The following is a 12,015-nucleotide window of genomic DNA, read 5'->3' on the forward strand; positions in this document are numbered from 1 at the left end:
GGCCTCCCTAGATCCTGCTGAGTGCCTGCATCGCATCGCGTTCGACGCGCGAGAGCTCGTGGAGGGCGGAGCCGGCCTGCGCGAGGTGCGTCGCGTCGCCGGATTCGCCTGCTGTCGCGATGAGTGCGGCCACCTGTGTCCACAGGGTGGCGGCTTCGGCATACAGGGTGTGGCCGGTGCGCAGGTGGCTGTTGTCGATCAGCTGGGCGCACTCGGCGAGGAAGTCCCGGTAGAGATTGCGGAACAGGGCGCCGCCGGTGCCGGCCCTCTCCATGAGGACGGCGGTCCGAGGCAGGTCCTCGCGCGGATTGCCGCTGCGCTGCAGCCACTTGGGCACTTGCCCGGCGGTCTTCTCGATGCCCCGGTGGCCCAGGTTCGCGATGGGCGGGTTCAGGAAGGCGTCGGCGCAGGCCTTGATCGCGGGGATGATCCGGTCCCGCGGTGGCGTCGGGTCGCTGGGCGCCGTGATCGTGAAGGAGCGGTGCTTGGCGGTCATGGGGCCGCGCTCGGCTCTGGCTCTGGCGAGGCCGGCGAGGCTGGTCGAGACGGCTCCGCCCTGCGGTTCGGTGTCCACCAGGTAGGCGTCCTGTCGGTCGTAGCCGTACATGGCCACGACGTGCCCGCCGAAGTGCACCTTGGTGCTGAAGTAGTCCAGGTGGTAGCTGTCGAGTTGAAGGCCGACCGGCCGGCCGGCGTCGATGACTGCCGCCACGTTCTGCCAGGCCCTGCGCGGGGAGGTGGTCTCCCCGACCAGCAGTTCAAGTCCGAGTGCGGCGGCCAGGTTCCTGGTGAGCTCGAACGGTTTGACCCGGCCGCCCAGGAAGGGAAAGCCCATGCTCTTGCTGTCCCAGTAGATGAAGGACAGCCCGGAGCCGAGCCCGAACAGCATGGGCTCGGACAGGTCGAGTCCCTCATGCCGCAGCAGCACGCCCAGCGCCGTCGTCTCGCAGTGCTGCATACCGCGGAGATCGATGTCCTCAACCATGGCCATGCAGCCCATTCTGTTCCCTCAGCAGACGAGGGACGCGGTGATCTGGCAGGGCCGGGGGCAGCGCGGGCAGCAAGTGCGGTTCACCCGCGTGGGACTGGAGCAGCCACTGTGAAACCCCTGCCGTCGCCCCGAAGTGGATCTTCCACGCCGCGTGCCCGTGGTTCTGTTCGGGAGCGATCGCGTCCCAGCCCTCCTGCCACTCCTGCAATTGCCCCCGCGCGCCGATCTTCATGGGCGGCAGCTTCTCGCGTACGGCCCGCGCCTCGGTGCGCATACCCCCGTGTGGGGCGGGTTCTGCGGTGAGACCGCGGGGCAACGATCGGGCCGGCTCGGCAGTCGTAGGGAGTGACGCACTTCCGTCTCTGGAGCTCTCTACCGACTATCGCCCCTGATCCGGTGGTTGGCAGCAGGGCCTGTCATCCCCAGGAGGGCTCATGAGCCGCTTCGCTGCACCGCTCGGCGACAGACCGAGCGGCGGGCGCGTCACCGCCGCGCCCATCGCCACCGCTGGTGCCCCGCAGGACAAGTCCGTCGGGCGTGCTACAAGCCGCGGTGTCGTGCTGGGGACCGTCGCCGTTCTGCTGACGGCCGTCGGCGCTTCGGCCGGTGCCGCGACCGGCGGACCGGAGGTCAGTGGTGTCATCGTCGGATCCGGACAGGACGTCATCGTGGGTGTCACGCACAACGTGGTGTTCCCGGTCACGGTCAGCGGGTCGGATGACTCCGGCCTGTCCTTCGTCGATGTGGATCTGAAGGGCCCGAACGGCGGCTTTTACACCACCGACGCGTACTGCGAGAGCGCGACGGTCTGCACGACGGTGTTCACCGTCAACGCCCACCCCGCCCCAGGCAGCGACGATCCGGTGGACCTGGCCAACGCCCACGCGGGAACGTGGTCGGTCGACGTCCTGGCCGACGCCAACGACGGCGATTCCGTCTTCGCCCAGGGCGTGGGGTCGTTCGGCCTCAAGCGAGCGGCGCAGCTCACGGTCAACGCGTCACCGGAGCCGGTCGTCAAGGGCGCTCGTATCACAGTCACCGGCAAGCTCGTGCGTGCCAACTGGGACACCTACCGGTACGCGGGATACGCGGGCCAGACAGTGAAACTGCAGTTCCGCCCGAAGGACAGCACCACCTACGCCACGGTGGCCGCGGTGAAGACCAGCAACACCGGCACCCTGCACACCACGGTCAAGGCGGTCAAGGACGGCTACTGGCGTTGGAACTTCACGGGCACGACCACCACCGGCCCGGCGAAGGCCACCGGTGACTACGTCGACGTGCGTCCATGATCCGACGCCGCAGCCGGCTCAGCCGGGACCTGCCGTGCGCAACTGAACTCTTCAGCGCCGTTCAGCACCCTTGTGTCGGACGAAAGGAAACAGTTCAGTCCCCGTGGCCCTGACCTGGGCACTGAACTCTTCTCTGCACGGAAGGAAGTAGCGACCCTCGCGCGGAGCAGTTCAGTGCGCAGACCACGATCGCACCGGGCCGCCCACGGCACCAGCGGCTCTCGAGTCAGGCTGGGGTCCAGTGCCCTTCTAGTCCAGCCATTCCAGCCCCCACAGCGTCAATGCCCTGGCGGCGGATTCCGGAACGCGTTCGTGGAACTTCCGCCGGGCTTCGGTCACCGAGGCCGGATCCGGTGAGCGACGGCCAGTTGCCGGCAGCGCATGCCCTCCCGGGCGCACGGCGGGGCGTTGTGTTCCTGTCGTCTCCGTCATCATCCCGGCGTGCTGATCAGCGATCGCGCCACGCAACGGGGTATGGGCGAAGTGCTGCGGGGTGGCAGGCAACGGCAACGAGACCGTGCTCTTCAATCCGAGCCGGAATCAGCTGCGTCATCGACCGTCTGGGCCCGGCTCGGGGCTCCGCGGTCTCGGGTCTGTCGCAACCTGTACAACTCGTCGAGGTCGTACTCCGCGCGCTGTGCGGTGCCAAGACGGGTGATCTTTCCTCGACTGGCCCATTTCCGGATGGTCGCCGACGACACCCCCATGGCCAGGGCCGCCAGTTCGGTCGGTACGGTGCGCCTGCCTCCCCCGGTGGTCACGGCCGGATCCCGGCCGACTGCCGCGGACCGGCGAGCATCAGCCAGTCGTGTGGCGCGAAGGCATGCCCCTGGTCGCACATCACCCTTGAACCGGGCCGTCCTGGGACGCTTTTGGTTGGACGCAGTGCTGCATACAACGTTCCGGAGCAGCCGGGCTCCGGGCAGCCGCCCAGCTCCCGGCGTGCCGGCCTGGTCTCTTCGCGCAGTGAGTGGCAGGAGCGCAAAAGCGCGGTGACCTCCCGGTCGAAGTCCGGTCCCGCCGGATGCTCCGTCAGCCAGGAGAGGTGTCGGCCGAGGAATTCGGCCAGGCCCGGAACGCTGCAGTTCCGGGGCGCGGCGACTCCGCGCTCCTCGATGACCAGCCGGGCCCACGAGGTGAGCAGCTCGGTGATCCGCGACCGCAGGGCGAGCACGGACTCGTCGAGGGTGATACCCGTCGGCCTGCTGCCGCTGACACGTTCCCGCAGCCCATGCGCGGACGACGTCAGTTCGTGCTCGCTCTCGTGGTGGAAATTCACGGCTTTGCACAGAGCGACGCGCAGGCGCTCCGCCCGGAGGCAGCTCGGTTCATGGATGCTTTCGAGAGATGTGTAGAGGGGGATGTGGAGAGTTCGAGGTAATTTCCTGGATGAGGGCACGACAGTTCTCCCTCCGGCCCCGGAGACATGTTCTTGAATTACAAAAACGAATCGCGCTGCGGCCGGCAGGAAGATGGCTGTCGCACGGTTAAGGGATATCTGACGCTGATTTAACAGACGTTTAATGGACTCGGTGAGGGGCCCACCTTGAAGTGCTCCTCAGGGGCAGAGCGTGGAAGCGGTTACCGAGGCCAATTTTGATGAAGCCTCAAGGAGTTCGTCAAGCCCGGCAGAGATGAGGAATATTGCGAATCGGTCACATATTGTCGTTTTGCGTTGCGGTTGCCGCTCGGCCCTGGCAGTTGTCAGGCAGCTCCCGTCATACGGAGTGACGGGACGAGCGCGTGTTGACAGTGCGTGAGTGGGGTGTCACGCTTCTTCGGGCAGTCGAAGTGTGCCCTTTTCCGGCCGTGGCCCCGCGACACGTCCTCTTCGATGTCGTCTCAGCGCACCGCGAAGGACTCGCCCTTCCCGCCGGTCTCCGCCGTGGAAGCCCTTGTAGAAGCCCTTGCTCCCACGCCGCCGGGTGCCTCGTTCATCCCTGGTGATCCGTTGTGACCGCCAGCGTCCGTAGTCGTGCTCCGCTGCCTCCAGGCGGAGCACCGATCGGCGGCGCCGCCGGTCAGGGGATCCGGCCGTACCACTGTCGCCCGAAGCTGTCCCGAAAGGTCCTATGGGCGTGGGCGCGTGTCCCGCATCTGGCGAGACCGATGCCTGCCGCCGAGGGAGAGTGACCCCCTTGCACATACGTCTTGTGACTGCCGACGCCAGGATTGCGGCCCTCGAAGCCCCCTTGACCCGGTGCGGGTTCACCGTGGAGGTCGTCCGCGCCGGTGCGGATGCCCTGCGTGACCTCGCCCGGGTCGGCCTCGTCCTGCTCGATCTGGACATAACGGATCGTGACGGCCTGGACGTATGCCGGGGCATCAGGGAACTGAGTGATCTGCCCGTCGTGTGTGTCACCGTCCGCACCGAGGAACTCGACCGGGTCCTGGCCCTTCAGGCAGGCGCGGACGACTGCCTGGTCAGGCCCTTTGGTCTGCATGAACTCACGGCACGCATCGAGGCCGTCACCCGTCGGCTCCACGGCTCGCTGACCGGACAGCCGCCGAAGACCATCGAGAGCGGTCCGCTGCGGATCGATCTGGAGTCACGGGAAGTGCGCCTCCATGACCGGATCGTGCCGCTCACCCGGAAGGAATTCGACCTGCTCGCACTTCTCGCCTGCCGTCCTGACGAGGTGATACCGCGTCGGCAGATCCTCCAGGAAGTGTGGCGTGACATTCAGCCCGGTACGGGCAGAACCCTGGACAGTCATGTGAGCAGCATTCGCCGCAAACTCGGTTCACGTGACTGGATCGTGGCAGTACGTGGCGCCGGATTCGTGTTTGGGCGAGGGCGCAAGGAGTGACCTTCGTCGCATCCTCCGTTGTTAACAGTGCACATCGTTTGACTCACTGTGGATGGTGAAAAGAGTCGAACGTTGTCACTCTCTCGGAGGTTCGCCTTGGATATTCTTCTGTTAGAAAGCGACAAGAAGCTTGCCGCCTGCCTCGTCCGCGGGCTCAGGAGGTCCGGGCACCGGGCGGTGAGTCTTTCGGCCGTCGAGGATGCCCTGCGGGTGCTGACGGAATTCGATCTCGTCCTGCTCGACCTCGACCTTCCCGACATGGACGGAGTGGAGGCCTGTCGGCGCATCAGAGCCGTCTCCGACATCCCGGTGATCGGGACCTCGCGGCACGACTCCGAGTTCACCCGGACCCTGGTACTGCGGGCGGGAGCCGACGACTGCCTGGACAAGCCGTACGGTTTCCGGGAACTGACGGCCAGGATGGGCGCGGTCATGCGGCGGGTGAGGCTGCAGTGCCACAACACCGGAGAGTTGTCGTTCGGTCCGCTGCGCATCGAACTCGACACGCGTGAGGTCGTGCTGGGCGGCCGGTCCGTCCGGTTGACCGACAAGGAGTTCGACCTCCTCCAAACGCTCGCCTCGCGCCCCGGCGCGGTGGTGTCCCGCCAGGAACTCATGACGAAGGTCTGGGGGGACAGATGGAACAGCACCGGACGCACCATCGACACCCACGTCAGCAGTCTGCGCGGCAAGTTGGGCGGCGGTCGCTGGATCACCACCGTGCACGGCGTCGGCTTCCGCTTCGCCGCCGACGCCTGACCGGCGCGATGCACGGCTAAGCCCCGCGCGGGGACTGTTCCCGACCGGACAGGCACTCCTCCAGGAAGGCGAGCGCTCGCAGGTGGTACGCCCGTGCCGCCCAGCCCAGGCTGATGTTGTGGCCGGCGCGGGGCAGGCGGTCGACGACCACCCGGGGTGCGGTGAGAAGCCCCGTCATCTCGTCGAGCGTGGCCTCGTCGTGGAGCCACCACCGCTCGTACTCGGCATAGGTGAAGCGCACGGGTACCCGTACCCGGCCCGCGATGCCGGGAAAGAGTTCGGGCCAGAGCGAGGCTTCTGTCTCCTCTCTCTCCGGCATGGTGGTGACGAGCCCTTCCGCCAGGCGGAAGGTGTTCGGCGGGTAGAGCCGCAGCGGTCCCCAGTGCAGCCGTGTCGTGCGACGGCCGTGGAAGCCGCCGAGGCCGTTGACGTCGATCGCGTACCGGTGGCTGACCCCCGACACGTCGAGGCCCAGGAGAGGACCGTCCGCCTCGCCGCGGTGGGCCGCAACAGCGAGGGCGGCCTTGCCGCCGTAGGAGTGACCGACCAGGAAGAGCCCCGCCCCGGTGGCCTGACGGGCGGTGAAGTCCTCGAGGGCGGTGCTGAGCGTACCGGCCTGCTCGACCAGGCTCTCCCCCCGGGGAACCACGGTGGCCGAGAGCCCGTAGCCGGGACGGTCGACGGCCAGCACCGCAAACCCCAAAGACGCCCCGAGCTCGAGCAGGGACACGCTCGGATGGGCCGTGCCATGGAAGTACGCGGCGCGCATGCCGCCCCCGTGGAGGGCGACGACGACCGCCCGGGGCGGCGCGTCGCGCGGCAGCGCCAGCAGGGCCGACAGCGGGCTGTGGCCGCCGTCGAGGACGACCTCCCGTACGTTCTCGACGGCCGGGGCAGGCAGGGAGTGGGCGCATTCGACGGGCATCGGTACTCCTACGGATGTCGCGTCCCGGCCGGATCGGTCCGGGAGGGCCGGTGCGCGCCGGCTGCGGAGGACGGGATCGCCTCGCCGGCGTCGGGGAGCGGGAGGGGCAGGACCAGCACGGCCAGCAGGACGACGGCCGCCAGGCCCGCCGCCGCGAGCAGTCCGTGGGCGAGCGAGGTGGCGGCGACCAAAGGGCCGAAGAACACCGGGGACAGGAACTGCCCGGAGAACGCGGCCGTGCCCGACAACGCCGTGGCCTGCCCCTTCAGATGAGGTGGAGCTGTGCGGTTGATCAGCACGGTCATGGCCGGTACGGACATGCCCATGCCCAGGCCGAACAGGGCGGGCGCGGCCAGGAGCGCTGCCGGACGGGTGGCCGTCCCGGCGACCAGGAGCCCCAGCGTCCAGCAGGCCCCGGCGACGCGCAGGAACGCGGCGTACCCCAGATACGCCCTGGCCTTGGCGTACGCCAACCCCGCCGCGCTCGCCGCCAGCGAACTGGCCGCGGTGTAAGGGGCGATGAGCGCCGGCTCGTCGATGCCCGCCTGGGCCAGCCGCTGCGGCAGGAACACGGAGAGCACATACAACAGGAGCGAGCTGGTGAACGAGATCGCGTACAGGCCCAGCAGCCGGGGCCGCAGGCGCAACAGGGTGAACGCGGTTCCGCCGCCCGCCGTCCGGGTGCCCGTGTCGGCGGGCAGCAGGAGCAGTACGCCGAGGGCGAGCGGAAGGCCGATCAGATGGACGGCGAAGGGGCCGTGCCAGGAGATCGTGCCGAGCGCCCCGCCCAGCAGAGGCCACAGGATGCCCCCGAGGCTGATGGCCGTGGAGCGCCGGCCCATCGCGCGGTCCCGCTCGGGCCCCTGATAGAGCGTCAGCAGGGCGAGCGTGGTGCCGGAGAAGACCGCCGCCGCGCCGACCCCGAAGGCCAGCCGCGCGGCGAACAGCACGCCGTAGGAGTCGATGAACAGACCCGAGCCGCCGGCCACGCCGTACAGCAGCAGCCCGGCGACCAGGGGACGGCGGATGCCGTAACGGTCCAGCAGCCACCCGGCCAGCGGGCTGGCCACGGCGAGCGCCAGGCCGTGCGCCGTGAGCAGGAGCCCGGCCGCTGTGCCGCCCAACTGGAGTTCGCGGCGGATGAGGGGCAGAACGGGACTGAGGACCGTACCGGCCATGACGGTGAGGGTGGAGCCGGCCAGGAGTACGAAGAGAACGGAGCGCCCTCGGGGCATCAGTCGATTCCCCGGACGATATGTGGTTCCGCCCCGTCGATCTCGTCCTCCCCTGCCAGCAGGACGGGAACCGCCGACGGCACGGGAGCCGTCAGCGCGACGGGTACGGAGTCCTCGGCGGACGGGACCGTGGCCTCGGAGGGGCGGCGCACGGGCTGATGCGTCGTCTGGTCGATGGTCATGGCAGATCTCCTTCGCAGGGCGTACGACGGTCGACGGGGGCGTACGGCGGCGGGTGTGCCCGGCGGCACCGGGCACACCCCACGGGGATCCGGCGAGCCGCGGTCAGCTTCCGTACGGAGTCCTCGACCGGGCCTCGGACAACGCCTTGCCCCACCAGGTGAGCTGATCCAGCAGAGTCTTGGCAGCGAGGGTCGCCGCCTCCGGCTCCTTGAGGGCGCCGGTCTCGTCGAACTGCCCCCAACAATTGTGGAAGCTCACCGAGTCGCGGACCGTCACCGCGTGCAACTCGGCGAAGACCTGACGCAGTTGCTCCACCGAGCGCAGACCGCCGGACAACCCGCCATAGGAGACGAAGCCGACGGGCTTGGCCTGCCACTGCGTGTTGTGCCAGTCGACCAGGGTCTTGAGCGAGGCGGGGAAGCTGTGGTTGTACTCGGGAGTCACCACGATGAACGCCTCGGCCTCAGCCAGCCGTGGTGACACCTTCGCCAGTTCGGCGGCCACCTCCTCACCGGGGCCGGAGGACAGCGAGTGCGGCAGCGGGTGCTCGGCGAGGTCCATCAGATCGACCTGCATGTCCTCGCGTTCCTTGGCCAGCGAGGTGATCCAGTTGGCGACGGTGGGACCGAACCGGCCCTCCCGGACACTGCTGCTGATCACGACGATCCGCAATGGGGTGGTGGACATGGACGAGTCTCCTTACGAGTGAGGGGGCGTGCGTCGACGAACGTAGAAGTTGAACCGAACTTCAAGTCAATTGCTCACTGCGGGGGGTTGCCGTGCTTGCGGGAGGGCAGGTCGGCGTGCTTGCCGCGAAACGTGGCCAGCGCTGCGGCCAGCACTTCGCGGGTCTCCGCGGGGTCGATCACGTCGTCCACCAGGCCACGCTCGGCCGCGTAGTACGGGTGCATGAGCTCGGCCTTGTACTCCTTGACCATGCGGGCCCGCATGGCGTCCGGGTCCTCGGCCTCGGCGATCTGACGGCGGAAGATGACGTTGGCCGCACCCTCCGCGCCCATCACGGCGATCTCGTTCGTCGGCCAGGCGTAGGTGAGGTCGGCACCGATGGACTGGCTGTCCATGACGATGTAGGCACCTCCGTACGCCTTGCGCAGGATCAGCGAGATCCGCGGCACGGTCGCGTTGCAGTAGGCGTACAGGAGCTTCGCGCCGTGCCGGATGATTCCGCCGTGCTCCTGGTCGACGCCCGGGAGGAACCCGGGGACGTCCAGGAAAGTGACGATCGGGATGTTAAAAGCGTCACACATCTGCACGAAGCGTGCGGCCTTTTCGCTGGCCTCGATGTCCAGGACGCCGGCGAGGGACTGCGGCTGGTTGGCCACGATGCCCACCACCTGGCCGTCCAAGCGGGCCAGCGCGCAGATGATGTTGCGGGCCCAGCGCTCGTGGACCTCGAGGTAGTCGCCGTCGTCGACGATCTCCTCGATGACCTTGGCCATGTCGTACGGGCGGTTGCCGTCCGCCGGGACCAGGTCCAGCAGCACCTCGCTGCGGCGGTCCGGCGCGTCCGAGGACTCCACCCGGGGCGGGTTCTCGCGGTTGTTCTGCGGGAGCAGCGACAGGAGGTAGCGCACCTCCGCGATGCACGTCTCCTCGTCGTCGTACGCGAAGTGGCAGACGCCGGAGGTCTCGGCGTGCACGTCGGCGCCACCGAGCCCGTTCTGGGTGATCTCCTCGCCCGTCACCGCCTTGACCACGTCCGGGCCGGTGATGAACATCTGCGAGGTCTCGCGCACCATGAAGACGAAGTCGGTCAGGGCGGGGCTGTACGCCGCGCCGCCTGCGCACGGGCCGAGCATGACCGAGATCTGCGGGATGACGCCGGACGCCTTGGTGTTGCGCTGGAAGATGCCGCCGTAGCCGGCAAGCGCCGAGACGCCCTCCTGGATACGGGCGCCCGCACCGTCGTTCAGCGAGACCAGCGGGGCACCGGCCGCGATGGCCATGTCCATGATCTTGTGGATCTTCGTGGCGTGGGCCTCGCCCAGCGCGCCGCCGAAGATACGGAAGTCATGCGCGTACACGAAGACCGTACGGCCCTCCACCGTGCCCCAGCCGGTGATCACACCGTCGGTGTACGGCTTCTTGGCCTCCAGACCGAACCCGACCGCACGGTGCCGGCGCAGCTGCTCGACCTCCCGGAAGGAACCCGGGTCCAGCAGCAGCTCGATCCGCTCCCGGGCGGTCAACTTCCCCCTGGCGTGCTGGCGTTCGGTGGCCTTCGGGTCCGTTCCGTCCCGGGCCTCCTCCTTGAGCAGCCGGAGTTCGTCCAGGCGTTCGCGCGCGGTGGGCGGCGAGGCCGTCCTGACGGCCGGGTCGGCGGTGGTTGTGTCGGTTGCGAGCATGGGTCTCTCACTCTCGTGTGGAACCGTGGTGGGCGACCACGCGGTCCGCGGCGTACGGCAGGACGCCCACCAGGGCGACGGCGAGGACGGACAGGGCGGCCGTCCGCTCTCCCGCGCCCGAGGCGACGACCGCGGCGACCACGGCCGGGACCAGGGCCGCCGCGAACTGAACGGCGGTCTGGTACAGGGCCGTGGCGGTCGCCCGCCCGGATGCCGCGATCCGCGACGTGGCCTGGATGTTCAGCGCTGCGAAAGCCAGCACGAACCCGGCGCCCATCAGTAGCAGCGACGGCAGTACGTCGGTGGTGTAGCGGACGGTCGTACCGGACGCCCGCACGGCGTACAGCAGACAGGCCGCCACCGGGCACAGCGCTCCCAGGGCGATCAGCCGAGCCGTGCCGAACCGCTTCACCAGCCGCTGCGTCAGCAGCGTGGTGACGACCACCGGGGCGCTCGCCGGCAGGAAGGCCAGCGCCGTCTGCCAGGGGGACCAACCGTGCTGGGTCTGCAGGCGCGTCGTGGCGAGCAACAGCAGCCCCAGGTAGGAGCCGTTGAGGGCCGCTGCGCCGAGCATCGAGCGGACGAGCATGGTGTTGGCGAGCACCTCGAAGGGGATCAGCGGCTGCCGCGCGAACCGTTCCGCGGTGACGAAGACCGCTGCGAGCAGCGCGGCGAGTGCGAAGGCGATGACCGTGGAGGGCGCGGACCAGCCGGCCCGGGGGACCGACATCACCCCGTACACCAGTGCCGACAGCGCTCCGGTGAAGGACGCGGCGCCGGTCGCGTCGAAGGACCGCCGTGTCGACGGACCCGGCTCGTCGACGGGGACGAGCCGCAGTCCGAGGACGAGGAGGACGAGTACGGCGGGAGCGGGGAACAGGAAGGCCCACCGCCAGCCGACCCCGGTGAGCGCCCCGGACAACAGCAGTCCGGAGGTGAACCCGGCGGCGCCGAAGAACGCGTACACCGAGACCGCCCGGTCGCGCTCCGGGCCCTCGCGGAACGCGGCACCGATGATCGCGAGGCCGGTGGGAGCGGTGAGCGCGGCACAGCAGCCCTTGACGAACCTCATGGCGATCAGCAGCCACGGCTCGCTCGTCAGCCCGGCCGTCACGGAGGCGGCGGCGAAGACGAGGAGCGCGGCCAGATAGACCCGGCGGCGTCCCAGCGCCTTCACCACACGGGCACCGAACAGCAGCAGCCCGCCGAACCCCAGAGCGAACCCACTGACCAGCCACTGCGATGCGACCAGCGGCATCCCGAGGTCCGCGCCGACCGAGGGCAGCGCCACGATCACCACGGACACCTCGAGCGCGTCGATGAGCATGTTGCCCGCCAGCACGATCAGCAGGCCCCACTGCCCCGCCCCCCAGCGCCCGGCCGTCGGCCTGGCTTCGGGGGGTCCCCACGCTCCCTCGGGAACACTCCTGGATCTCGTCATCGGTGGTCCGTCC

Annotated in this window: 12 protein-coding genes; 3 read left to right on the forward strand and 9 right to left on the reverse strand. The window is 69.0% G+C overall.

Features of this window, described 5'->3' with window-relative positions; all coding sequences use genetic code 11:
• Positions 1-7: 7 nt before the first annotated feature.
• Both EJ357_RS34685 and EJ357_RS34690 read right to left on the reverse strand, forming a co-directional pair.
• Entirely contained in the window at positions 8-991 is a 984-nt protein-coding gene (locus tag EJ357_RS34685; protein ID WP_126395633.1) for a BtrH N-terminal domain-containing protein, read from the reverse strand.
• On the reverse strand, positions 978-1,265 hold the full coding sequence (locus EJ357_RS34690) for a glycosyl hydrolase family 95 catalytic domain-containing protein (RefSeq protein WP_407698433.1): 288 nt from the start codon (positions 1,263-1,265) through the stop codon (positions 978-980). The genes EJ357_RS34685 and EJ357_RS34690 overlap by 14 nt, the downstream gene beginning before the upstream one ends.
• Before the next feature lie 160 nt (positions 1,266-1,425).
• Between EJ357_RS34690 and EJ357_RS34695 the strand changes: the two genes are divergently transcribed.
• Positions 1,426-2,283, forward strand: a complete 858-nt coding sequence (locus tag EJ357_RS34695) for a calcium-binding protein (protein WP_228472703.1) — start codon at positions 1,426-1,428, stop codon at positions 2,281-2,283.
• Between the two features lie 757 nt (positions 2,284-3,040).
• Here EJ357_RS34695 and EJ357_RS34705 read toward each other — a convergent pair.
• Positions 3,041-3,562: a hypothetical protein gene (locus tag EJ357_RS34705; RefSeq protein WP_126395634.1), complete on the reverse strand. Its 522-nt coding sequence runs from the start codon at positions 3,560-3,562 to the stop codon at positions 3,041-3,043.
• A gap of 793 nt (positions 3,563-4,355) precedes the next feature.
• Between EJ357_RS34705 and EJ357_RS34710 the strand changes: the two genes are divergently transcribed.
• Positions 4,356-5,093 carry a response regulator transcription factor gene (locus EJ357_RS34710; protein ID WP_126395635.1) on the forward strand — a complete coding sequence of 246 codons (738 nt, stop codon included), beginning with the start codon at positions 4,356-4,358 and terminating at the stop codon, positions 5,091-5,093.
• 96 nt (positions 5,094-5,189) lie between these two features.
• On the forward strand, positions 5,190-5,852 hold the full coding sequence (locus EJ357_RS34715) for a response regulator transcription factor (RefSeq protein ID WP_126395636.1): 663 nt from the start codon (positions 5,190-5,192) through the stop codon (positions 5,850-5,852).
• A 16-nt stretch (positions 5,853-5,868) separates the two neighbouring features.
• Here the strand turns inward: EJ357_RS34715 and EJ357_RS34720 are convergent, their stop codons facing one another.
• The 6 genes from EJ357_RS34720 to EJ357_RS34745 all read right to left on the reverse strand — a co-directional run bounded on the left by EJ357_RS34720 (position 5,869) and on the right by EJ357_RS34745 (position 12,002).
• Positions 5,869-6,777 (reverse strand): alpha/beta hydrolase, encoded by a 909-nt coding sequence (locus EJ357_RS34720; RefSeq protein ID WP_126395637.1) that lies wholly within the window; start codon positions 6,775-6,777, stop codon positions 5,869-5,871.
• Positions 6,778-6,785: 8 nt separating this feature from the next.
• Positions 6,786-8,012, reverse strand: coding sequence for an MFS transporter (locus EJ357_RS34725; protein ID WP_126395638.1), 1,227 nt, complete (start codon positions 8,010-8,012; stop codon positions 6,786-6,788).
• Complete coding sequence (locus EJ357_RS34730; protein ID WP_126395639.1) at positions 8,012-8,194, reverse strand: hypothetical protein; 183 nt, start codon at positions 8,192-8,194, stop codon at positions 8,012-8,014. Before EJ357_RS34730 ends, EJ357_RS34725 begins: the two co-directional genes overlap by 1 nt.
• Positions 8,195-8,297: 103 nt before the next feature.
• Positions 8,298-8,882 (reverse strand): NADPH-dependent FMN reductase, encoded by a 585-nt coding sequence (locus tag EJ357_RS34735; RefSeq protein WP_126395640.1) that lies wholly within the window; start codon positions 8,880-8,882, stop codon positions 8,298-8,300.
• 74 nt (positions 8,883-8,956) lie between these two features.
• Positions 8,957-10,561 carry an acyl-CoA carboxylase subunit beta gene (locus tag EJ357_RS34740; RefSeq protein WP_228472704.1) on the reverse strand — a complete coding sequence of 535 codons (1,605 nt, stop codon included), beginning with the start codon at positions 10,559-10,561 and terminating at the stop codon, positions 8,957-8,959.
• Positions 10,562-10,568: 7 nt separating this feature from the next.
• Positions 10,569-12,002: an MFS transporter gene (locus EJ357_RS34745; RefSeq protein WP_126395641.1), complete on the reverse strand. Its 1,434-nt coding sequence runs from the start codon at positions 12,000-12,002 to the stop codon at positions 10,569-10,571.
• Positions 12,003-12,015 lie beyond the last annotated feature (13 nt).

Origin of the sequence: Streptomyces cyaneochromogenes, from assembly GCF_003963535.1 — a bacterium.
GTDB lineage: Bacteria > Actinomycetota > Actinomycetes > Streptomycetales > Streptomycetaceae > Streptomyces > Streptomyces shaanxiensis.

What these genes read in the sequence shown, in the direction of transcription:
- EJ357_RS34725 (WP_126395638.1), bottom strand. Translation starts at nt 8,012, where the DNA reads ATGCCCCGAGGGCGCTCCGTTCTCTTCGTACTCCTGGCCGGCTCCACC.
- EJ357_RS34745 (WP_126395641.1), bottom strand. Translation starts at nt 12,002, where the DNA reads ATGACGAGATCCAGGAGTGTTCCCGAGGGAGCGTGGGGACCCCCCGAA.
- EJ357_RS34720 (WP_126395637.1), bottom strand. Translation starts at nt 6,777, where the DNA reads ATGCCCGTCGAATGCGCCCACTCCCTGCCTGCCCCGGCCGTCGAGAAC.
- EJ357_RS34735 (WP_126395640.1), bottom strand. Translation starts at nt 8,882, where the DNA reads ATGTCCACCACCCCATTGCGGATCGTCGTGATCAGCAGCAGTGTCCGG.
- EJ357_RS34710 (WP_126395635.1), top strand. Translation starts at nt 4,356, where the DNA reads ATGGGCGTGGGCGCGTGTCCCGCATCTGGCGAGACCGATGCCTGCCGC.
- EJ357_RS34740 (WP_228472704.1), bottom strand. Translation starts at nt 10,561, where the DNA reads ATGCTCGCAACCGACACAACCACCGCCGACCCGGCCGTCAGGACGGCC.
- EJ357_RS34690 (WP_407698433.1), bottom strand. Translation starts at nt 1,265, where the DNA reads ATGCGCACCGAGGCGCGGGCCGTACGCGAGAAGCTGCCGCCCATGAAG.
- EJ357_RS34695 (WP_228472703.1), top strand. Translation starts at nt 1,426, where the DNA reads ATGAGCCGCTTCGCTGCACCGCTCGGCGACAGACCGAGCGGCGGGCGC.
- EJ357_RS34730 (WP_126395639.1), bottom strand. Translation starts at nt 8,194, where the DNA reads ATGACCATCGACCAGACGACGCATCAGCCCGTGCGCCGCCCCTCCGAG.
- EJ357_RS34685 (WP_126395633.1), bottom strand. Translation starts at nt 991, where the DNA reads ATGGCCATGGTTGAGGACATCGATCTCCGCGGTATGCAGCACTGCGAG.